Raw genomic sequence first — 22,026 nt, 5'->3', positions numbered from 1 at the left:
CGGATGCTATCCATGACACCTGACACCCATTCTTCACCGAGCGGAATCTGGCCTGTCCTTTACGCATTCTTCGACTCCCGCAACCAGTTGGATCGCGAAGCGCAAAGAATTCAGATCAACGCGACGATCGCGGCGGGCGCGCGGAGCATCGTCATACTCGGTCTCGCGACCGAGGTAAACCGGTTGTCGCTCGAAGAGAAACATCGTCTGATCGACTGGGCCAGCGAAGACATCGCGGCACGTGCCCCGCTCGTCGTGACGATCACGGGCGACACCGTGGACGCGCAAGTCGCGCTGGCTAACTACGCCGTTGAGCGCGGCGCTTCCTGGCTGATCCTTCAGCCTCCGTCGATGCGCGACAAACCGGAGTCGTTCTATTTCGACTTCTTTGCCGCGGTGATGCAGCGCACACACGCCCCCGCAGGCATTCAGAACGCACCGGAATATCTGGGCGTCGGCCTGTCAGCGGAATCGATTGTGATGCTTGCGAATCAATGCCCCAATTTCCGCCTGCTTAAAGGCGAGGGACCGGCGACAACGATTCAGCAAACCGTCGACCGGCTGCGCGGGCTCGGTCACACGTTACCGGTCTTCAATGGCAGAGGTGGGCAAGAACTTGTCGACAACCTGCGAGCCGGATGTGCGGGACTGATCGTAGCGCCAGACACCTTCGACCGGCAGGTCGCGATACACCGGGCATTCGCTAACGGACTCGAACAGGAAGCCGAAGCACTGTATGCCCAAACGTTGCCGGCTATCGTCTTTGTGATGCAGTCGCTCGACGCGCTCACGTGCTACGGCAAACGGATCGCCGCGTGGCGCATGGGCTTCGACGTGCAGCACGATCGCGGCGTCGCGCCGACGGCGTTTGGGCTGGAATGCGCGCGGCGCTTCGCCATGCAGCTCGGTCCCTTCGGCTAACGAAAAACCGCACACGCCGGCTAGAAACGCCAACCTTCCGCCACTTACACCCGTGCCGCGCAAACCTGCGCGGGCCCTCGGCAACGGCGTCATCACGCGCCAGGCATTGCCGCCCTCGAGCAATGCTTCAGAACTGAAAAGCAAAGCATAAATAACTGTTTGTCATCGCCATGCGAATCGGCCTTTAATAACAAACTCGCCTTCGCGAGGCACCGCCTTTTGCCGATACAAATTCGCCGTCCGGATCGCTGGGCAAAATGAATCCGCCCTGAGGTGTGTTGACCCGTACTGGCTCCATCTCGGAGCAGTCCTTTTTCACGGCTTATCTGGGACCAACCGACATGGCTGATGTCACCTATTCACGCAACGGCTATGCCGCTTCGCCCCGGTTTTACCGGGGCGTTTCGAAACGCACGCTCTACAGGTGGCTTTCGTGGGCCGTTCCAGCACTCGTGCTCGTGCTGTGGCAAGTCGCGGCGCGCATTGGACTGATTGCGCCACAGGTTCTCCCGGCTCCGAGCAGCGTAGCCGCAAGCGCGTTGGATCTGGCCAGAAACGGTGATCTCTTCATTCACCTCGGCGTGTCGCTTTTGCGTGCCGCTACGGGATTTGCAATCGGTGGAACGATCGGACTCGCGCTCGGCATTCTGGTCGGCTTCTCGCCGCTTGCGCAGGCGCTGCTGGATCGTTCAATCCAGATGGTGCGCGCAATTCCTTTTCTGGCGATGCTGCCGCTCGTCATCGTCTGGTTCGGCGTGGGCGAGGCGGCGAAAATCTTTCTGGTCGCGCTTGCCGTGCTCTTCCCCATCTACATCAACACCATGCTGGGCATTCGCCAGATTGATCCGAAGCTGATGGAACTCGCGAAGGTGATCGGCTTGAACCGGAGCGCGGTCGTGCGGCGCATCATTCTGCCTGGCGCGATGCCGTCGATCCTGACGGGCGTGCGTTACGCACTCGCCCATGCCTGGCTCGCGCTCGTCATTGCGGAAACGCTTGCGACAACGAAAGGCATCGGCTTTCTGGCCATGGATGCCCGCGAATTCCTTCAGACCAACGTCATTCTGTTGACCATCATCATCTACGCGATCGTCGGCGTCGTGGCGGACGCGCTGGTGCGGTTGCTCGAAGCGCGCTTCCTCTCATGGCATGCGAATTACGCCAAAGGAGCACGCCAGTGAGCCTCGATCTTGCACTGCCCCAGGATGCCGCCGTTCAGGCGCTCAATGAGGAACGGGTGAACCGCTCGCCGCTCGCCGTATCGGTGCGCGGTCTGCAACGCAGCTACGGCACGCGTGTCGTCATCGATGCGCTGGATCTCGATATCCGCGAAGGTGAATTTGTCGCGCTGCTCGGAGAAAGCGGTTGTGGCAAGACCACCCTGTTGCGTGCGCTGGCCGGGCTCGATCTACCCGACGCCGGCCAGATCCGTGCGCCCGAACGGCCTTCCGTCGTGTTCCAGGAGCACCGCCTGCTGCCTTGGGCGACGCTGTGGGAGAACGTCGCGCTCGGTCATGAAACGACGATCGGCCGTGCGGGAGCGGCGCGTGCGTTGGCCGAAGTCGGGCTCTCCGGCCGGGAAGACGACTGGCCGCGCAATCTCTCCGGCGGTCAGGCGCAACGCGTGGCGCTGGCGCGCGGCCTCGTGCGCGATCCCGCGCTGCTGCTGCTCGATGAACCGTTCGCGGCGCTCGACGCGCTCACGCGCATCAAGATGCACGGACTCGTCAAGGAACTCGTCGCGCGCCATCACCCTGGCGTGCTGCTCGTCACGCATGACGTCGACGAGGCGCTCACGCTCGCCGACAGGATTCTTGTCATGCGCGCGGGGCGCATCGCGGCGTCCTTCCAACCCAACAACCAGACGCCGCAGGCACTGCGGCCAATCCTGCTCGACGAGCTCGGCGTTCAGTCTCACTAAGCGCTTTTCCGCATGACTCCAAGGACCTGACAAGGATGAACGATTCTTTACTGAGCCGCCGCCAGTTGTTGCGCGCGGCGGGTGGCCTGCTGGCCGGCGCCGCCGCCGGCGGACTGTTTCCGGCTCGCGCCGCCGAGCCGCGCAAGCTGACCCGCAACACCGATACGGTTCGCGTCGGCTGGGGCTACGGCGCCCTGCCGGACATCGCCAAACAGCGCGGTGTGTTCGAAAAGACACTGGCTGCAAAGGGCATCAAGGTCGAATGGGTCGGGCCGTTCCCCAACCATGCGCCGTCGATTCAAGCGGTCGTCGGCGGCAGCGCGGATTTCGGCTTCTGGGGATCGACGACGCCGGCGCTGGCCGCGATGCTGGCCGGCTCCCCTCTCGTCTTCAACGCGTTCGACATCTATTCGCCGCGCTCGACCGCGATCATCGTGAAGAAATCGAGCGGTATCAATTCGGTCGCCGATCTCGTGGGCCGCAAGGTCGCGGTCAATCGTTCCGGACTGGGCGAATTCCTGTTGATTGCCGCGCTGGAGAAGCATCACATCGACCGCAGCAAGGTCGAGTTCGTCTACCTGAATCCGCCCGATGCCGCGCCGGCGTTTGCGCAAGGCGTAGTGGACGCGTGGTCGATGTGGTCGCCGGCCGTGGACATCGCACGCCATGCCAACGACGCGAAGGACATTTTCAACGAAGGACGCGACCTCGATTTCCTGATCGATTACAGCTCGCTCGTGACACGCCGAAAATTTACCGAAGAGAATTCCGAGTTGATTCGCGCAGTGATCGATGCGTACTACGTCGAAGGAGCGTGGCAGTCGGCGCATTCCGCAGAATCCGAGCAGCTCGTGCAGCAGGAAGCCAAATATCCGGATCAGGTGCGCGACTATCTGACGAGCCTGAAGCGCGTGAACCAATTCCACGAACCGGACGACGCCGCGTTCATCGCGCAGTTCCAACGTGCCGCCGATTGGCTCGCGGAACGCAAGATCATCAAGTCGCGAATCAAGGTCGCGGACTACAGCGTGAAGGTTTGATAGGACATACGATGGCAACCAGGCTCGTCTCACCCTTGTCCGCCACACTCGGTTTCGCCGATGCGCTAACCCATATCGCAGCGACCGCGGTCGAGCGGGAACGCAATCACCGTTTGCCGCATGAGGAGATCGCGACACTCAAGGCGCTCGGCTTCGGCGCGCTGCGCCTGCCAGCGGAGGCCGGCGGCCGCGGTGTGTCGTTGAGCGAACTTTTCATCGTGGCGCGCGACGTTGCGGCAGCGGATTCGAACATTGCTCACGCGTTCCGCAATCATCTGTGGCAAGTCGAAGCGGCGCTCAGACGCCGGGATCACCCGTTCCATGCACACGTTCTCGATCTGACCGGCAAGAACAAAACCGTTGGCCTCAGCTTCACCGACAGCGACGCCGTGGCGGCGGGCGCGCGTCCGAGCCAGGTGCTGAGCCGGCTCGAATGGGACGAAGCGCGCCGCGCGTATATCGGCTCTGGCGAGAAGGTCTACGCGACCGGCAACCTCTACAACGACGCATTTGTTGGACTCGCGGTGGAAAGCCGTGAGGGCCGAACCGTGCAATACGTGCTCGACCGTGGCCAGGGTGTCGGCAACGACGACGACTGGCAGGGATTTGGTCAGCGCCTGACGGGCTCGGGCACGGCGAAGTTTCATGCCGTGACGGTGCCCGCGGCGCATGTCTATCCGACAGACCCACCGCGAGGCGAAGAAGCGGCGCCGTGGGGCTACACCTTTCATCAGGTCTATCTGACCAACAGCATTGCAGGCATCGTGCGGCGGGTCGCGTTGGACGCCGTCGAGGTGTTGCGCGCACGCGGGCGCAACTTCTATCACGGCGACGCGGCGCATCCCAGCGACGAGCCGGTACTGCAAACGCTGCTTGGCCGGATTCGCGCCTACGCCGCCAGCGTCGAGGCAACCGCCGATCGTGCCGTAGCGGCGCTTCAGCGCACCTGGGACAGCTATGGCACAGCCGACGAATATGACACCACGCTCGCCGCAACGCTCTCGGCGGCGGAAGCCAAGGTCGTGATCGACGATCTCGCCCCGCAGATCGCCAGTTGGCTGATCGACCTCGGGTCGGGCTCGGTGGTATCTCGCGTGGGCGCGCTGGACCGGCATTGGCGCAACATCAAGGTGATTGCTTCGCACAATCCGCGCCTATACAAGGAGCGGTTGCTTGGGCAGAACCTCTTGACCGGACAGCTTCCGCCCACCGGCGCGTTCTTCTGATCGCACACCGGATCGCCCGCGTCGCGCACGATCCGGAAACGGTTGCGCTCAGCTCGAAAGAAGCCGGTGAACGCGCGGCACGACCTCTTCCGCAAAGCTGCGCATGTCGGCTTCGAAAGGCTGGAACTGCAGCATGAAGAGTTCGATGCCCGCGCGGTGAAACGCGGCAACGCGCTGCGCGACGGTGTCGTAATCGCCGACCAGCCCCGCGGCCGTGCCGCCATTCGAGCCGACACGCGGCGATTGCGCGAAGGTCTGGTGCATCACCGCTTTCGGATCGATATTGGCTTTCTGCCGCTCGCGCAGCGGCTTGTCCAACTCGGCCAGCGCGAACAGATGCGCGAGATGCGCCTCTGCCTGCGCCTGTGTCTCGCGTGCGATCACGAAGGCCGACAGACCGAAACGCAATGCAGCCTGCGCGGCGGGACGCGGACGGGCGGATACATCGGCGATCAGACGCGCGACCTCGTCGTGCGGCTGACCGTTGATGAACCACACGTCGCCGTGCGCCGCCACCAGTTCGCGCGCCGGCTCCGACTCGCCGCCGACATAGATGCGCGGACGCGCGCGAAACGGATCAGCGGGACGCAACTGATATTCGTCGATACGAAAGTTGTCGCCGTGATGATTCACGACTTCGCCGCGCAACAGCGCCGCCACGACCTCGATCCATTCGCGGCCGTACGCGTAGCGTTCATCGTGCTCTGGAAAGCCAATGCCGGCACGTTCCAGCTCTGGACGATTCCACGCGTTCACCAGGTTGATCGCAAAGCGCCCGCCGCTGATGTGCTCGATCTGCTGAGCCATCTTCGCGAGCACGACCGGATGATAGAGATAAGGCTTGATCGCCGTGATGATCTCGATGCGCGACGTGAGCGCCGCCAATGCAGCAGACGCGGTCCATGCCTCGAGCTGGTCGAGCGAAGGATCATGCGGATTGACCGTGTGTTGAGCGACGAGCACCGAGTCGTAGCCGAGCCGCTCGGCCTCGAGTACAAGAGCCTTGTTGCGTTCCCATGAAGCATCATAAGGTTCGGCTGGATCCTGCAACGCGGCACGGCTACCGTGCACGAGCGCCCAAACGCCGAAGCGTGGAAGTTTGACTGACATCGCTTTGATATGCGGGAAGGCGGAAGAGCAAAACGCCCATGCTAACCCTGCCCGCGCGCGCGGCCTTCCAATTTCTATCGATATGGAAGTGACGGAAAGGCATTAAGAAAGCGAGGCGCCTCGCTGCTGGCCAGGAAAACTCGGTTGCGATTGCATGGAGGCGGGACGCAACACGCCATCAGGTCAACCCCAGGACGCCGGCTACAAGTCGCTGCTCTCTACGCACTACCGCGCATTCCTTGATCTCTGGCAAATAACTGCGGCGTAAGCTGCCTAGGCTTATACACAGGATGGGATTGCGTCGCCCGTCCATGCAGCGATGCAGCGACAGCGGGTGCGCTTCCTGCCGACGAATACACCATGTTTGAAACGCGAAACCCGGATGGCGGCACATCATCGGGTATTCGAAGGATTGGCCAATGTTACTGATCGCCGCGTTCATTTCGCTCGTGTTCCTTTACAGTCTGGTGTCGCGAAGACTGGAGAGTACGGCTATCACCGCACCGATCCTGTTCACCGCAGCCGGCGCCCTGCTCGCGATTTTTCCTGAAGCAGCAACCGAGCTAGTGCTCGACCGTAAAGGCTTGCTCCTCGTTGCGGAGCTGGGGCTTGTCATGACGCTCTTCACGGACGCCTCACGCGTCAGCCCGGGGATGTTGAAGGGCCATACGAACCTGCCAGTCCGCCTACTGAGCATCGGCATGCTGCTAACGATCGTGCTCGGCGCACTATGCGCCATGGTCGTTTTCCGAACGATTTCCTGGTGGGAGGCCGGCATTCTCGGCGCGATTCTCGCACCGACCGATGCCGGGCTTGGTCAGGTGATCGTCAACAGCGAGCTGGTGCCACAACGGATCCGTCAGGCGCTGAATGTCGAGGCAGGGCTCAATGACGGGCTCGCAGTCCCCTTCATGATGTTTTTCATTGCACTGGCGGTGGCACAAGAGAACCACACTGGCGGCGCCGTGTTCGTCAGATTTGTCGTTGAGCAGCTCGGCTACGGAGCGCTTGATGGACTCGTTATCGGGCTTCTAGGTGGCTGGCTGCTAGGCCTTTCGCGCCGCAAGAAGTGGATGGCCGAGCCGCTGGCCCAACTCGGTGTGGTGACGCTGCCACTCGCTTGCGTGCTGGCTTCGGACGCCGTCGGCGCGAGTATGTTCATCGCGGCTTTCGTGGCAGGACTCGCCACTCAAGTGGGCTTTAACGAGGTTGGCAAACATAGCGTCGAGTTCGCAGAAGACTGGGGCCAACTCTTCAACCTGTTCGTATTCTTTCTCTTCGGTCTGGTCGTTAGCCGGGTGTGGGCGCACTTCAGTCTCGTCGTGGTGATCTACGGCGTACTGAGCCTGACATTGATTCGCATGGTGCCGGTAGCGATTGCGCTGATAGGCACGCACCTCAGCCGTCCGACCGTCTTGTTCATGGGTTGGTTCGGTCCGAGGGGGCTTGCGTCGATCGTCCTTGCACTGGTTTATCTCGAAGGAGAATTGAATCTGCCGGCCGAATCCATTATCAAACAAGCCGTCATGGCGACCGTGCTGATCAGCATTTTTGCCCACGGGATCACAGCGCTAGTGGGCACGCGACGCTACGCGAACGCAATTACTCCTTTGAGCAGCAGTGCGCCGGAGCATGAGACGGTCGCGCCCGCTGTGGAGTATGTTGAGGATGCCTGAGGCATCTAAGGCATAACCCGACAGCCAGATTGAATTGTCGAGCAAACGCATGATGGTTGAATCCAGCCCGACTATCAGCATCTCCGCCTTATCTGCCGTAGATTTCGTGCCCACGCTGCTTCCTATGCTCGTGGCGAATGTCGGTACCCCGAACGACATAGACGACGGATTCCGCGATGTTGGTGGCATGGTCGCCGATACGCTCGATGGATTTCGCAATCAACAGGTAGTCGAGCCCAATCCGGACTGTCCGGGGGTCTTCCTTCATGGAGGTGACAAGCTTGACTACGCCGGCCCGAAATTCGGCGTCGATGGCTTCGTCGTCGCGGACAATCTGTGCGGCCGCCGTTGCATCCATGCGCGCAAATGCGTTTAGCGCTCTGCGAAGCATCTGCGTGGCCATTTCCCCAGAAGTCTTGATTTCAGCGATATTGAGTTTCCACGCGCCCGCATCCACGGCGACGCGGCGAGTTCGCTTCGCTATCTTGCGTGCCTCGTCGCCAACACGCTCGAGGTTGGCCGCGCACTTCAACGTCGCCATCAGAAGGCGCAAGTCGGAGGCTGCCGGCTGCCGGCGGGCAATCACGTTGACCACTTCGTCGTCGATCTCTATTTCCATGAGATTGAGCCGGCGTTCAGCATCGCCAACATGCTCGATAAGCGCCAGATCGAACGATTTCAGCGCTTCCAGCACGCACGCTATCTGTGACTCGACCAGCCCGCCCATTTCGAGCAGCTTCGTGGAGACCCGAGCGAGTTCGGTATCAAACCTGCTTGAAAGATGCTTGTCTGGCATGATCTGCTCGACTAGGAGTGGCACATGCTGTGCCGGCGAGGGTTGCCCGCAGCACAGCAAGCGCCGCGTTACGATTTTGCGGGCCTACCGGTTTTGACTGTTTCGACAGCCGAAATCGCCTCAAGCAGGCGTTTCATTGATGCCGTCTCGAGCAGAACCAAGCCCGCTCGCAGAAGCTCACTCTTCTTCACCGACACGCCCGCGCCCAGACACTTCTGTTTCAGTGCCGCAATTTTTTCATAGTCGGACTTCGGCATTGTGAAGCTGTCACGTACGACCTTCTCCTTCTTTTGACGCTGCGCTTTTTCCTCTACGGCTATCTCGATTGGTGTGGCTTCCTGCGGCACCACACGCTTTTGTTTCTTCGCCTTTGTCGGAGCAGCCCGAGTATCGGCGGCTACCGCTTCCGGCGCTTCCGCCTGCCTCTCCTCGGGTAGCGCATGGCCATTGGCATGCTTCGGAAAGTGAGAGGCCTTCTTCGTCGCCTTCCTGACGCGGGGTTCAATCATGGTCAACTCCAGATTTAACAAACGATATAAACAGTATATACCGTTTAAGGAATCTTTCCTGGCAGCAGGATGAATGGTCCCGACGCGCCGCACGAGCCGAAAACTGTCCACAGAGTCTGTTCGCAAGGCTGTGGACAACACATGGGCAAGCTCGACAAGTCGTTGATAGGACAGCTTTTGTGTGACGCGCGCTATACGCGGGCGAGGATCAGGCCCGGATGACTTTTTTACTATGGAGTAGGCACACCGCGTACTGGAAGATTGCTCAGTATGTTCAGACAAGTCGACGACAACTGACATGCGTCAACCATAGGCCGATTCAATTTGCGCGCAGGCCGGCAACGTCGTCTAATCGACTTCCCGCTGGCTTGCATCCCTCTCTTTGAACGCCAGGAGCACGTAATGGCCGACCTCAACTTTGACGACGTCGTCAAGGCAATTGCATCTGACACCAACACCCCGACCGAGACCGTATCGAGGATGTACGCTGAGACGTGGGCCCAATACAGTGACGGGGCGCGCGTGCTGGATTATCTGACGGTTCTCGTCGCTAAACGCGTCCGCGAAAATCTGCGCGGAATCTCGCAAGACAGGCACTAGCCGACGGCCACAAGGCCTATCTAAGCGTTTTGCGGCGCCCGGCTTCCACAGGTGGTCTGTTGTTGAAGAAGACAGACCAGTTCGGCTCGACCGACTCTCGAAGTCTTTCGGCCGCCTGTCGGCATACCGTCATTCTGATTGATCAGTTTTCCTCTATTAACGCGCGTCGAACTTCGACGCGTACTTCTGCCTTTTAAACGCGGCCACCACGAACTCAATGAACACCCGCGTCTTTGCCGGAAGCAGTTTCTTGTTCGGGTAATAGAGCGAAATCGGACCCTGCTCGGCGTACCAGGCCGGCAGCAAACGCACCAGCGCGCCGCTCGATAGCCAGCGGAACGCGTGGGGCATCGGCAGGAATGCGACGCCGTAGCCGAGAATTGCCGCGTGCGCGATCGCCTCAGGGTCATCCAGGATGATGCGCGTTCGACACTCCGCCTGGCATTGTTCGCCAACCTGGTTCTTGAGCGTCCACACCCTGAGGCGTCCGGTCTCGGCCGAGCGACGCACGATCCCATCGAATTGGCTGAGTTCCGACGGGTGTTTCGGCATCGTGCGGCTCGACATGTACGCAGGAGACGCGGCGACGATCACATGCGTGCGCGCAAGTTCACGCGCTACGATCCCCGGTGTCAGTTCTATTCCGCCGCCGATAGCCACGTCGAAGCCACCGGCAATCAGATCGACAGGCCGGTTGTCAAAATGCCAGTCCGGTACGATCGCTGGATATAAATCGAGGAATTCGCCGAGCAGCGGCACCAGATACTCACGGCCGAATGCGAGTCCCAGGCTAACCTTGAGCGTCCCGGCCGGTTTTCCGTCTTGCGTGACGACATTGGCGAACGCATCCTGCAAGGCCGTAAAAGGCTGGGTGACGTCACTCAGAAACTGCTCGCCGGCTGCGGTCAGCGTGAGACTGCGTGTGCTGCGCTGGAACAGCCGCAGTCCAAGCGTCGCCTCCAGTCTCGCCACGTTTTTGCTGACCGCGGCCGGCGTCAGACCCAGTCGACGAGCCGCCGCGGAGAAACTTCCGTGCTCTGCGCTGAGAAGAAACGATTCGACCAGGTTGAGCGCTTCCATGATCATTTGATACAAGTGGTTGAAAGAGATAGTCTAGATCACCCGCTACTCAAGCTTGAATGTCAGGACGATACTCCTTTCATCAACTCTTCTGGGAACACAACATGACTTCGAATCTGACTGGCAAAGTGGCGTTCGTGACCGGCGGCGGCCGTGGGATTGGCGCGGCTATCGTGCGGCGCCTCGCGCAAGACGGCGCAGCCGTGGCCTTCACCTACAAAGGCTCGGCGGCCACCGCCAATGCACTTGCTCAAAGCATTGCGGACCAAGGCGGACGAGCCATTGCGCTGCAGGCGGACGCCGGCGACGCCAGCGCTTTGACCCGCGCCATCGACGAGGCCGCTGCGAAGTTCGGCAAGATCGATATCCTCGTCAACAACGCAGGCGTTCTTTTGATGGGCCCGGTGGACACCTTCTCGGTGGAAGACTTCGACACCACGCTTCAGGTCAACGTCCGGGCGGTGTTCGTCGCCATCAAGGCCGTTCTGCCGCATATGGGCACTGGCGGCCGTATTGTGAACATCGGTAGCTGCAATGCCGAGCGCATGCCGTTCGCCGGCGGCGCGGCCTATGCGATGAGCAAGTCCGCCCTGCAAGGGCTGGTTCAAGGGTTGGCCCGCGATCTCGGGCCGCGGGGAATTACGGTCAACAACGTTCAGCCGGGCCCGACCGATACGGATATGAATCCCGAGTCCGGCGACTTCGCCACTGCGCTGCACGGCCTGATGGCGATCCAGCGCCACGCGCATCCCGACGAAATCGCCGGCATGGTTGCCTATGTGACCAGCCCGGAAGCGGGATTCGTCACCGGCGCGAGCCTGACCATTGATGGCGGCTTCAACGCCTAAGCGCACGAGGTGTTGCGCAACGAGCCGCCCCGCCCGTGTCCTACGGTGAGGGGCGGACTCGTTAGCCCTTCGGCGTCGTGCCGACACGCCTCGGCGCGCGCAAGAAATTGAAATCGACGCCCTGGTCGGCCTGTAACACGGTGTCGAGGAACAGCTTCTGATAGCCGCGCTCGGCAGTCGGCACGTCGATGGGCGCGGCGGCAGCGCGGCGCGCCAGTTCGGTGTCCGATACGAGCAGCGCAATTTCACGGGCGGGCACGTTCAGCCGGATGCAGTCGCCGTTCTGCACATGCGCCAACGGGCCGCCGACGGCCGCCTCGGGCGTCACGTGCAGCACGATGGTGCCGAAGGCGGTGCCGCTCATGCGCCCGTCGGATATCCGCACGATGTCCTTCACACCCGCGCGCGCGAGCTTCTTCGGGATGGGAATGTAGCCGGCTTCAGGCATCCCCGGTGCGCCCTTCGGGCCGATGTTCTTCAGTACCAGAATGTCGTCCGCCGTGACATCGAGATCGTCCGAGTCGATACGCTCAGCCATGTCCTTGACGTTCTCGAACACGACCGCGCGTCCCTCGTGCTGCATGAGCCGGGCATTGGCGGCCGATTGCTTGATGATCGCGCCGCGAGGCGCGAGGTTGCCCGTCAGAACGGCAATGCCGCCTTGCGGATAAATCGGGTCGGCGATGGTGCGCACCACGTTCTGCTCGAAGCCGGGGCCGGCCAGTTCGATCTCCTCGCCCAGTGTGCGGCCAGTCACCGTCATCGCATCGAGCTTGAGCAGCGGCTTGAGTTCGCGCAGCAACGTCGCCATGCCGCCGGCATGATGAAAGTCTTCCATGTAGTGCTGGCCGGATGGTTTCAGGTCCAGCAACACCGGCGTTTCGCGGCCCATGCGGTCCAGTGCCTGCAGATCGACATCCAGTCCCATGCGTCCCGCTATGGCGCTCAGGTGAACGATCGCGTTGGTCGAGCCGCCGATCGCCAACAACACGCGTATGGCGTTCTCGAATGCATCGGCGGTGAGGATCCTGTCGATGGTCAGGCCGCTCCGCGCCATCCGCACGGCCTGGGCGCCCGTCTCCTCCGCGATGCGGATACGGTCCGCGGTCACTGCCGGCGGCGATGCGCCGCCCGGCACGGTCATCCCCAACGCTTCGGCCACGCAAGCCATGGTGCTGGCGGTACCCATCACCGAACAGGTGCCCACGCTGGCCACCAGCTGATTGTTCACGGCGGCGATTTCCTGGCTATCGATCTCGTCCGCGCGAAATTGTCCCCAGTAGCGCCGGCAATCGGTGCACGCTCCGACGCGCTCGCCACGGTGGGAGCCAGTCAGCATGGAACCCGTGATCAGTTGGATGGCGGGAATGTTCGCCGATGCAGCACCCATTAACTGCGCCGGCACGGTCTTGTCGCAACCGCCGATCAGTACGACCGCGTCCATCGGCTGGGCGCGGATCATCTCCTCGGTATCCATCGACATCAGGTTGCGCAGGTACATGCTGGTCGGCTGCGAAAAACTCTCATGGATGGAAATGGTCGGAAAATCCATCGGCAAGCCGCCGGCCAGCATCACGCCGCGTTTGACCGCCTCGATCAATTGCGGCGCGTTGCCGTGGCACGGGTTGTAGGCGCTGCCGGTGTTGGAGATGCCGACTACCGGTCGATCCAGCGCATCGTCCGTGTAACCGGCCCCTTTGATGAAGGCTTTGCGCAAGAACAGCGAGAAGCCGCTGTCGCCATAGTTCGTGAGACCTTTGCGGATTCCGGTGGCCGGTGCGGTGAGCGATTCTTCTGGTTTGGTCTTGGACATGGGGATACCCGGCGAAAGAATGAGTGGCAAAGGGGCCAGGCAGGTGCGGGAAGCGATGCTGCGCACCCGCGTGGCGGGACAACATTCACATTCATTATCGAAAATGCGGGACAACACAAGAACGCACTGTTGATATTTTCAAACAACAAAGATTTTTCTGGTCGGCGCGAGCGCTGCATCGAACCAGCGGTCCGCCACCGAGCGGGGTTGACCGCTCGCCTATCGAGCACCGCCACATCCCGCCTCATCGTCATTTCAACAATACTTGAAATGTAGAAACAAAACCTCTATCGTTCGGGTATGGACTCAAACCTCGTTGTACGCGCCTTGAGCGCGCTTGCCCATGAATCGCGCCTCGCGATCTTCCGGCTGCTGGTCGTAGCCGGCCCGGACGGCATGGCTGCCGGCGAAATCGCCCAGCAGCTCGGGCTTTCCCCTTCCAGCCTTTCGTTTCACCTGAAGGATCTGTCACATGCGGATCTGGTGACGCCGCGACAGGACGGACGGTTCGTCATCTACACGGCGAACTTTGACGCCATGACCGGTTTGATCGGCTTCCTGACCGAGAACTGTTGCGCGGGAGAGACCTGCGCGGCGAGCACTCTTCCAGTCTGCTGCGCAGACAAAGCATGAAGCGTCGCCGCAGCCCTATCGCGGTTGCGAATCTGAGCGACAACAGCCGGCTTTACCTTGCCCTGTTCGATCACAACGCGATTCAGACAGCAATCCCTGACGTTGGCGCAAGCCGTGTAGAGGAATTTAATGAGCAGCACTAATACAGCGGCCGGCGGCGAACGACCGGCTATCGGTTTTTTCGAGCGTTACCTGACGGTCTGGGTCGCGCTCTGCATCGTTGGTGGCATCCTCCTTGGCCAACTGCTTCCCCTGCTCTTCCAGGCAATCGCCCGCATGGAAGTGGCGCAGGTCAATCTGCCGGTCGGCGCGCTGATCTGGGTGATGATCATCCCGATGCTGGTCAAGATCGACTTTGCGGCGATGTCCCAGGTCAAGAGCCAGTGGCGCGGCATTGGTGTCACGCTGTTCGTGAACTGGTTCGTCAAACCATTCTCAATGGCGCTGCTCGGCTGGATTTTCATCCGCCATGTGTTTGCGCCGTGGCTTCCCGCCGATCAACTCGACAGCTATATCGCAGGCCTGATCCTGCTGGCCGCCGCGCCCTGCACGGCGATGGTGTTCGTCTGGTCGCAACTCTGCAAGGGCGATCCGTATTTCACGCTTTCGCAAGTCGCCCTGAACGACTCCATCATGATCGTAGCTTTTGCGCCGCTTGTTGCGCTGTTGCTCGGCCTGTCCGCGATCACGGTGCCGTGGGATACGCTGCTCATGTCGGTCGGACTCTACATCGTGATCCCCGTGGTGCTTGCCCAGTTTCTGCGCCGGCATCTGCTGGCCGGGGGCGACGCGCATTTCCGCCAGGCGGTCGCACGCATGGGCCCCTATTCGATCAGCGCCTTGCTCGCGACACTCGTGCTGCTGTTTGCGTTTCAGGGGCAAGCGATCATCCGGGAGCCGCTCGTTATCGCCATGCTCGCGGTGCCGATCCTCATTCAGGTGTTCTTCAACTCCGGCCTTGCGTACCTGTTGAACCGCCGGCTCGGCGTCGCGCATTGTGTTGCGGGGCCGTCCAGTCTGATCGGCGCCAGCAATTTCTTCGAACTGGCCGTCGCCACGGCAATCAGCCTGTTCGGGTTTCATTCCGGCGCGGCGCTCGCCACGGTGGTCGGTGTGCTGATCGAGGTGCCGGTGATGCTGTTCGTCGTCGGCATTGTCAACCGTTCTCAGCACTGGTACGAAGCGAAACACATCAGCAATGGGGAACCGCTATGAACGTCACGATCTATCACAATCCCGACTGCGGCACGTCGCGCAACACGCTAGCCATGATCCGCAATGCCGGGATCGAGCCGGAAATAATCGAGTATCTGAAGACCCCGCCTGAGCGGGAGACACTGAAGCAGCTCATTGCTCGCGCCGGCTTGACCGTACGCGCTGCGCTGCGCGAAAAGGGCACGCCCTACGCTGAACTGGGTCTGGGCGATGCATCCCTGAGCGATGAGCAGTTGCTCGACGCCATGCTGGAACATCCGATCCTGATCAACCGTCCGTTTGTGATTACGCCACTTGGTGTGCGCCTGTGCCGGCCGTCCGAGGCGGTGCTCGATATCCTGCCCGCCGCGCAGCAGGGCTCATTCGCGAAAGAAGACGGCGAGCAGGTTGTCGATAGCGAAGGACGGAGGCTCCTTTAATGACGCAGGATCTCCCCAACGTCAGCGCGCCGCACCTCGACACGCCGGATCTGCGCAAGCTCGAACCGGGCACGGTTTCACAACATGCTCCACGAATCCTGCTGCTGTACGGTTCGTTGCGCGCAACCTCATACAGCCGGCTTCTCACATTCGAAGCCGAACGCATCCTGCGCCATTTCGGCGCGGAAACCCGGGTTTTCGATCCACACGGTTTGCCACTGGTGGACAGCGTGCCGGCCGACCATCCGAAGGTGGTCGAACTGCGCGAACTCTCGGAATGGTCGGAAGGACAGGTCTGGTGCAGCCCGGAACGTCACGGCACGCTGACGGCCGTATTCAAGAACCAGATCGACTGGCTACCGCTCGAAAGCGGCGGCGTTCGCCCAACACAAGGCCGTACGCTCGCGGTGATGCAGGTGTGCGGCGGCTCGCAGTCATTCAACGCCGTGAACGCGTTGCGCATTCTCGGCAGGTGGATGCGTATGGTGACCATTCCGAATCAGTCGTCGGTGGCGAAGGCCTGGAAGGAATTCGACGCAAGCGGCCGGATGAAGCCCTCGGCGTACTACGACCGCGTGGTCGACGTGATGGAGGAACTGTACAAGTTCACGCTGCTGGTGCGTGACAGGTCGGACTATCTGACAGATCGCTACAGCGAGCGGAAGGAAACACACCCGGAGCTTGCCACGACACTCGCAGCCGCCGCCATGAATCAGGAAGCAGCGACCGCCAATGCGGACACCGACGACAATGAAACGGAGTGATCGCGACGCCGGTCGGCGAGCTACGCGGCCTGGGCGCTGGCCGTTGCGCAGTTCAGTCGTGGTGCGGAAAACCGTGACGCCGCGGATCGCTAACTGTCACCGCCGCGGCCGCTATTCTCCCGAATGATCTTCTCGATCAACGCGTCCGCATCGCGCGACACGTTGTCATGCACGCGCGTACTTTGCGTCGGCGCCGGCGTATCGTTGCCGATCAGATGTCCGCTGCGCACATGCGTATCCACCGACACCTGCATCGACAAGCCGAGCCGCAACGGATGCGCGGCGAGATCAGCCGGGTCGAGCGAGATCACGATCGGCACGCGCTGCACGACCTTGATCCAGTTGCCCGCGGCGTTCTGCGACGGCAGCATCGAAAACGCGCTACCCGTGCCCGCCGAAAAGCCTTCGACGCGGCCGTGATACACCACCTGCGAGCCGTACACATCCGACACGATGCGCACCGCCTGCCCCACGCGCATGCTGCGGATCTGCCCTTCCTTGAAGTTGGCCTCGACCCACAACCGTTCGAGCGGAATGATCGACATCAGCGCGAGACCCGGCCCGACTTGCTGACCGATCTGTACCGAGCGCTGGCCGACCGTGCCGTCGACGGGCGACACGATAGTCGTGCGTTGCAGATTGCGATAGGCAAGGCGCAATTGCGCCGCAGCTTGCAGAACGGGTGGGCTCGCCTCGACCGGGAATTTGCCGCCGAGCGCGCGCGCGGCGTCCAGCTGAACCTGCGCCGAAGCCAGATTCGCCTGCGCCACGGCCACCGCCTCGCGGGCGCGCGCCAGTTCTTCCGGCGACACGACTTCGACTGACGCGTGGTCGCGCGCCGCCAGCGCGCGCTGCGCCAATGCCAGTTCGGCACGGCGCGCGTCGATGGATTGCACGTACAGCTTGCGCGAAATCGTTGCGTTCGCCACCTGCCGCACGGCCAGCGTCAGTTGCGCGCGCGCCTGGGCGAACGCCGCGGCCGCTTCGGCATCGTCGAGCCTGACGAGCGGCTGGCCCGCGCGCACCTGGCGCGTGTTGTCCACCAGAATATCGGTGACAGTACCCGGTATCTGCGCGGCGATCTGGACGATGTTGCCGGCGACGTAGGCGTCGTCGGTCTCCTCAAAGAAGCGCGCGCTCAACCCCCACCACGTCGCCCATGCGGCGCCGGCGAGCGCCACCATGCCGAAGAAAATGGCGAAGCGACGCCGGCGCGTCGCCCGGATGCGATCGCGCGCGCCGTGCGCTACGTTTGCCGCGTTGACCTGTTCCTCGGTCCAGCCGGCGGCATCATGTGCCTGTTTATCGTTGTGCATTCAATCGAAGTGCGTATCCGTAATGCGCGCGTGAGAGGGAAAAGTAGTCTGATAATGCGAGAGCGGTGCGCCGGCCACCTTGCGTTCGTCGAAGCCGCCGCCGAGCGCGCCGACCAGCGCAACCTGCAACAGCCGGCGGCGGCCCTGCAGATCGACCTGCTGCGCGCGTTCGTCGAGCAGCGAGAGATCGGCGAGCGTCACGTCCTTCTGCATGCCGATACCGCGCCGGTGCCGCTCCTCGGCAATCGCGACGATGCGAGCGGCCGCATCTACCGCGCGAGTCTGCTCGTTCGTGAGCGTGTCCACCGTGCGCAATGAAGTGAGCTGACGCGCGACCTCGCCGAGCGCTTCGTCGACGGTCTTGTTGTAGAGGCTCACCGTCGCGTCGACATTCGCATAGTCGCCGCCGAGTTGCGCGCGCAGGCGGGTCCGGTCGAACACCGGCAACGAGATGGCCGGGCCGATCGAGCCGGTCATCGCCGCGCGCGAGAACAGCGCGGCAGGCGTCAACGCAGTCAAGCCGGCAAACGCCACGAGATTCACGTCGGGATAGAACTGCGCACGCGTGACATCGACGCTCGCGAGCGCCGCTTCGGCGCGTAACCGCGCCGCCACGATATCGGGGCGACGTCCCAGCAGATCGACAGGCAATTGCGCCGGCATCGGCGCGTCGGCCGCCGCGGCCAGTTGCGGCCGATGAAGCGACAAACCGCGCTCCGGCCCGCGCCCCGTCATGACGCCGATCTGCAACTCAGTGAGCGTGATGCGCTCGTCGTTGAGCGCCTGCTGCGCGGCGAGCCGGCTTTGCTTGAGCGTTGCATCCGCGGCGTCGTAGGCGTTATCGAGGCCGCGCGCGCTACGTTCACGCAACACCGCATCGACCCGCTCCGCCGCCTGCTGCTTCTGCCGCAGAATGTCCTGCATCGCGAACGCGCGGTCGAGTTCGCAGTAGAGCGTCACCAGCGCGACTGTCAGCGTGAGCCGCACCTGCTCGGCATCGATCCGTGCCGCGTCGCGCGACGAGAGCAGACCACGCGAGAGCGCCGCATTCCTGCCCCACAGATCGAGCTGATAGCTCAAGCCCGCGATCAGCGCGGCGGGCGACACCGTCGGGTCGTTGAACACCTGCACCGGAATCTGCTGGCCGCCGACTGAAACGTTGGCCACATCCGCCGGCTGAGGCAAGCGGGTTTTGCTCACGGTCGCCACCGCCGTGCCCGTGAGGCCCGTCAGCGACGCGAACTGTTCGAGCTGCGCCTGCGCGGCGCTCACGCGTGCCTTCGCGACCTGCAGGTCGGGATTATTCTGCAGGGCTTCGGCGACCAGTTCATCCAATTGCGAATCGCGATACCGGCCGACCCAGTCCGGCGCGGGCCACGCGCCGTGGGTGCCCGGACCGGCGGTTTGCGCGAGCGCATCGGCGGAGGGTTTGCGAGGCTGAACGTTCGCATGCAGACCCGCATCGCTGACGCAGCCGCTCAGTGCCGATGCAATCAGCAGCAAGGCGCACGAATGGCGCATGCGGTGGCGGATGAGGTGGCGAATGAGGTGGCGCATCAGGCGGCGCATCGGCTGCTTCATGAGTGGTGCGTGCGAGGCATCGCACCTTCAGTCGCCGCTGGCGCATTCACGGCCGCCGCCCTCGCCAGTCTGGCCGCGAGCCGAGGACGGGTTTCTCCAAGCGGCCCCATCCGGGCGAACAATCCATCTATAAGCCCCAGCGCAATCGCATTCAGTTTGTCGAGCTTGTGTTTCTCCAGCAGCACGATCTGCACGATCTGCCATAGCGTCAACAGGTTCGGTACGACCGCGACCGGCAGACGCAGTCCATATTGCAGCGCCAGCTGCATCGCGTTACGCGCGCTGTAGTAGCGGCGCAATGCAGGGTGATTCATCGTCGTCACTTCGAAGGGGCCTAATTGATGGCGGTGGCGCGTGCCGATCCGATGCGACAGCACCAGCGACGGCACGACATAGACAGGCACATTGCGCAGCAGCGCACGCAGGCAATACTCGGTGTCCACGTGATCGATGAACAGCGATTCGTCGAAGCGGCCGAGCCGCGCGAACGCTTCACGCGAAATCACGCAACCCGACGAGATCAGGAACGCGCAGCGCTGCAAGCCAGCATCCATGCGCAACGACAATCTTTCGACACCCAGACCGCTGGTCGACAGTTCCGGCAGAAAGCGTTGATCGTTTTCATCGAAGATGCGCGGGCCGGCCATGAACGCAGTACCGTTCACCGACGCACACCGGTCGCGCATCACGTCGAAATAGCCGGACGGCGCTTCGGAATCCTGGTCGAACAGCGCGACCGCATCCGCGCCCCGCTCGAACAGCACACGCAGGCCGCAGTTGAATGCACCGGCAATGCCGTGGCGATTGCCGTGATGCAGCAGCTCGATCCCTGCTTCGCCCAGTACCAGGGCCGCGCGACTGTCCGGCTGCGGAGAATTGTCGACCACCAGCAGGCGGTCGCACTCGTCGCGCATCGCCACGGCTTGCATCAACTGCGCCTCGCCCGGATGAAACAGGATGATCAACGCGCCCAGGATCGTCATGACTCTGCTCCTAGTGACCTAAGGTCATCGCGGCGCCGCGTTTGGGACGCGTCAGCCACATCATCGCGGCGAGCACGAGGCAGGTGATGCTCGCCATGTAGAACATGTCGCCGGTCGCCATCATGTACGCCTGTTGCTGCACGATATGGTGCAACGTGCTCAGTTCGCGCGCGCCGTCGATACCCATGCCGTGCAGGATCTGAACGAAGCGCTGCGTGTTGCCGGACGACTTCGCCACCGACTGCGCAACCACGTCGTAGTGATACAGCGCGCGGTTGTCCCACAGCGTCACGCTCATCGCCGTACCGAAGGCCGCCGACAGCGTGCGTAGAAAGTTCGACAGACTGGAAGCGGCGGCGAGTTTGTCGTCGGACACGCGTGAGAGCGTCGCGGCGGTCAACGGAATAAAAAAGCACGGCAGGCCGATGCCCTGAATCAGGCCAGGCGTAATGATCTGCGTAAAGGTCATCGTCAGCGTGAAGTGCGCGTCCCACCACAGCACGCCCGCAAAGATCAGAAAGCCGAACGTGGCGAGCACGCGCGCGTCGAAACGCGCCGAGAAAATGCCGACGAGAATCGAGAACACCAGCGCGAGTATGCCGAGCGGAGCAGTGGCGAGCCCGGCCTGAAACGCGGTGTAGCCCATCACGGCCTGGAGCCACAACGGGAAGATCACGCCGACTACCGAGAAACTCATCATCCCGAGTGAAATGATCAGCACGCAAAACGAGAACGTGCGGTCGCGAAACAGGCTGAGATCGATCACCGGATCCTTCTCGCCCGCTTCCCAGATCAGCAGCGACACGATCGCAAGCGCGGCGACGATGGCGAGCGTCAGGATCAGCGGCGAATCGAACCAGCCCCGGTCATGGCCGAGATCGAGCACGGCCTGCAACGACCCGACGCCGACGATCAGCAGCACGATGCCCGGCAGATCGACCGGCGCGGCTTTCGCACCGTGCGCGTTGCGGGTATCGGGACGCAGCAGTGTCATGCACACCGCGAACGAAAAGATGCCGATCGGCAGATTGATCAGGAAGATCCACGGCCACGAGAAACTGTCGATAATCCAGCCGCCGACCACGGGCCCCAGGATCGGCGCGAGCAGCACGGTCATCGCCCACAGCGCAAGAGCCACCACGCGCTTGTCGGGTGGGAACGTACGCAACAGGATGGTTTGCGAGAGCGGCACCATCGGCCCGGAAAAAAGGCCCTGCAATGCGCGGCACACGACCAGCAGATGAAAGTCGCCGGCCACGCCGCAGAGCAGCGACGTCAGCGTGAAAAGAATCACCGCCGCGAGAAAGAGGCGGGTTTCGCCGACCCGTCTGGATAACCAGCCTGTCAGCGGCACCGCGATGGCGGCCGCGACGGAGTAGGAACTGATCACCCACGTGCCTTGGCTATTGGACACGCCGAGGCCACCCGAAATGGCGGGTACCGCGACGTTGGTCACCGTCGAGTCGAGCACCTCGATGAACGTTGCGAGCGAAAGCGCAAAGGTGAGCAACGCGAGGCGAGCGCCGCGCATGGTTCGGTTGTCGCGCTGGTTGTGCTCGTTGCGTTCTTCGTGCC

At 62.3% G+C, this 22,026-nt stretch carries 21 protein-coding genes; 12 read left to right on the top strand and 9 right to left on the bottom strand.

Going from position 1 to position 22,026, the window contains the following annotated elements; genetic code table 11:
* The first annotated feature begins 12 nt into the window (after positions 1–12).
* From BLW71_RS02170 to BLW71_RS02150, 5 genes are all read left to right on the top strand, one after another.
* Positions 13–921: a dihydrodipicolinate synthase family protein gene (locus tag BLW71_RS02170; RefSeq protein WP_177204952.1), complete on the top strand. Its 909-nt coding sequence runs from the start codon at positions 13–15 to the stop codon at positions 919–921.
* A gap of 341 nt (positions 922–1,262) precedes the next feature.
* Positions 1,263–2,102: an ABC transporter permease subunit gene (locus BLW71_RS02165; RefSeq protein WP_091792840.1), complete on the top strand. Its 840-nt coding sequence runs from the start codon at positions 1,263–1,265 to the stop codon at positions 2,100–2,102.
* The gene (locus BLW71_RS02160; RefSeq protein WP_091792839.1) at positions 2,099–2,842 is read left to right on the top strand and encodes an ABC transporter ATP-binding protein; all 744 of its coding nucleotides are present in this window, start codon (positions 2,099–2,101) and stop codon (positions 2,840–2,842) included. Before BLW71_RS02165 ends, BLW71_RS02160 begins: the two co-directional genes overlap by 4 nt.
* 35 nt (positions 2,843–2,877) lie before the next feature.
* Positions 2,878–3,882, top strand: coding sequence for an NrtA/SsuA/CpmA family ABC transporter substrate-binding protein (locus BLW71_RS02155; RefSeq protein WP_091792838.1), 1,005 nt, complete (start codon positions 2,878–2,880; stop codon positions 3,880–3,882).
* A gap of 11 nt (positions 3,883–3,893) precedes the next feature.
* On the top strand, positions 3,894–5,108 hold the full coding sequence (locus tag BLW71_RS02150) for an acyl-CoA dehydrogenase family protein (RefSeq protein WP_091792837.1): 1,215 nt from the start codon (positions 3,894–3,896) through the stop codon (positions 5,106–5,108).
* 48 nt (positions 5,109–5,156) lie between these two features.
* On the opposite strand, the gene BLW71_RS02145 is transcribed toward BLW71_RS02150, so the two are convergent.
* The gene (locus tag BLW71_RS02145) at positions 5,157–6,218 is read right to left on the bottom strand and encodes an LLM class flavin-dependent oxidoreductase (protein WP_091792836.1); all 1,062 of its coding nucleotides are present in this window, start codon (positions 6,216–6,218) and stop codon (positions 5,157–5,159) included.
* Between the two features lie 419 nt (positions 6,219–6,637).
* Between BLW71_RS02145 and BLW71_RS02140 the strand changes: the two genes are divergently transcribed.
* On the top strand, positions 6,638–7,894 hold the full coding sequence (locus BLW71_RS02140; protein ID WP_091792835.1) for a cation:proton antiporter domain-containing protein: 1,257 nt from the start codon (positions 6,638–6,640) through the stop codon (positions 7,892–7,894).
* A gap of 88 nt (positions 7,895–7,982) precedes the next feature.
* On the opposite strand, the gene phoU is transcribed toward BLW71_RS02140, so the two are convergent.
* Positions 7,983–8,690 (bottom strand): phosphate signaling complex protein PhoU, encoded by a 708-nt coding sequence (gene phoU / locus BLW71_RS02135; protein WP_091800274.1) that lies wholly within the window; start codon positions 8,688–8,690, stop codon positions 7,983–7,985.
* 68 nt (positions 8,691–8,758) lie between these two features.
* Entirely contained in the window at positions 8,759–9,199 is a 441-nt protein-coding gene (locus BLW71_RS02130) for a hypothetical protein (protein WP_091792834.1), read from the bottom strand.
* 402 nt (positions 9,200–9,601) lie between these two features.
* Between BLW71_RS02130 and BLW71_RS02125 the strand changes: the two genes are divergently transcribed.
* A complete protein-coding gene (locus tag BLW71_RS02125) occupies positions 9,602–9,799 on the top strand; it encodes a DUF3562 domain-containing protein (RefSeq protein WP_091792833.1) in 198 nt (65 codons plus the stop codon).
* 156 nt (positions 9,800–9,955) lie between these two features.
* On the opposite strand, the gene BLW71_RS02120 is transcribed toward BLW71_RS02125, so the two are convergent.
* Positions 9,956–10,879, bottom strand: a complete 924-nt coding sequence (locus BLW71_RS02120) for a LysR family transcriptional regulator (RefSeq protein WP_091800272.1) — start codon at positions 10,877–10,879, stop codon at positions 9,956–9,958.
* A gap of 104 nt (positions 10,880–10,983) precedes the next feature.
* Between BLW71_RS02120 and BLW71_RS02115 the strand changes: the two genes are divergently transcribed.
* Entirely contained in the window at positions 10,984–11,727 is a 744-nt protein-coding gene (locus BLW71_RS02115; protein ID WP_091792832.1) for an SDR family oxidoreductase, read from the top strand.
* A gap of 61 nt (positions 11,728–11,788) precedes the next feature.
* On the opposite strand, the gene BLW71_RS02110 is transcribed toward BLW71_RS02115, so the two are convergent.
* A complete protein-coding gene (locus BLW71_RS02110; protein WP_091792831.1) occupies positions 11,789–13,540 on the bottom strand; it encodes an IlvD/Edd family dehydratase in 1,752 nt (583 codons plus the stop codon).
* A gap of 300 nt (positions 13,541–13,840) precedes the next feature.
* On the opposite strand from BLW71_RS02110, the gene BLW71_RS02105 reads away from it, so the two are divergent.
* The 4 genes from BLW71_RS02105 (at position 13,841) to arsH (ending at position 16,571) form a co-directional block, all read left to right on the top strand.
* Positions 13,841–14,173 carry an ArsR/SmtB family transcription factor gene (locus tag BLW71_RS02105; RefSeq protein WP_091792830.1) on the top strand — a complete coding sequence of 111 codons (333 nt, stop codon included), beginning with the start codon at positions 13,841–13,843 and terminating at the stop codon, positions 14,171–14,173.
* 129 nt (positions 14,174–14,302) lie between these two features.
* Positions 14,303–15,388: an ACR3 family arsenite efflux transporter gene (arsB, locus tag BLW71_RS02100; RefSeq protein WP_091792829.1), complete on the top strand. Its 1,086-nt coding sequence runs from the start codon at positions 14,303–14,305 to the stop codon at positions 15,386–15,388.
* On the top strand, positions 15,385–15,807 hold the full coding sequence (arsC, locus tag BLW71_RS02095; protein ID WP_091792828.1) for an arsenate reductase (glutaredoxin): 423 nt from the start codon (positions 15,385–15,387) through the stop codon (positions 15,805–15,807). The genes arsB and arsC overlap by 4 nt, the downstream gene beginning before the upstream one ends.
* On the top strand, positions 15,807–16,571 hold the full coding sequence (gene arsH / locus BLW71_RS02090) for an arsenical resistance protein ArsH (protein ID WP_091792827.1): 765 nt from the start codon (positions 15,807–15,809) through the stop codon (positions 16,569–16,571). Before arsC ends, arsH begins: the two co-directional genes overlap by 1 nt.
* A gap of 89 nt (positions 16,572–16,660) precedes the next feature.
* Here arsH and BLW71_RS02085 read toward each other — a convergent pair whose 3' ends face one another.
* Genes BLW71_RS02085 through BLW71_RS02070 form a run of 4 tightly spaced genes read right to left on the bottom strand, consistent with a single transcriptional unit; the run spans position 16,661 to position 21,982 of the window.
* Positions 16,661–17,887: an HlyD family secretion protein gene (locus BLW71_RS02085; protein ID WP_091792826.1), complete on the bottom strand. Its 1,227-nt coding sequence runs from the start codon at positions 17,885–17,887 to the stop codon at positions 16,661–16,663.
* The gene (locus BLW71_RS02080; protein ID WP_091800270.1) at positions 17,888–19,408 is read right to left on the bottom strand and encodes an efflux transporter outer membrane subunit; all 1,521 of its coding nucleotides are present in this window, start codon (positions 19,406–19,408) and stop codon (positions 17,888–17,890) included. It abuts the gene before it with no gap.
* A gap of 56 nt (positions 19,409–19,464) precedes the next feature.
* Positions 19,465–20,451 (bottom strand): glycosyltransferase family 2 protein, encoded by a 987-nt coding sequence (locus BLW71_RS02075; protein WP_091792825.1) that lies wholly within the window; start codon positions 20,449–20,451, stop codon positions 19,465–19,467.
* A 10-nt stretch (positions 20,452–20,461) separates the two neighbouring features.
* On the bottom strand, positions 20,462–21,982 hold the full coding sequence (locus BLW71_RS02070) for a DHA2 family efflux MFS transporter permease subunit (protein ID WP_091800267.1): 1,521 nt from the start codon (positions 21,980–21,982) through the stop codon (positions 20,462–20,464).
* Positions 21,983–22,026: the final 44 nt, after the last annotated feature.

The organism is Burkholderia sp. WP9 (assembly GCF_900104795.1).
Taxonomy (GTDB): Bacteria; Pseudomonadota; Gammaproteobacteria; order Burkholderiales; family Burkholderiaceae; genus Paraburkholderia.
This window is presented reverse-complemented; position numbering and strand designations above follow the sequence as displayed.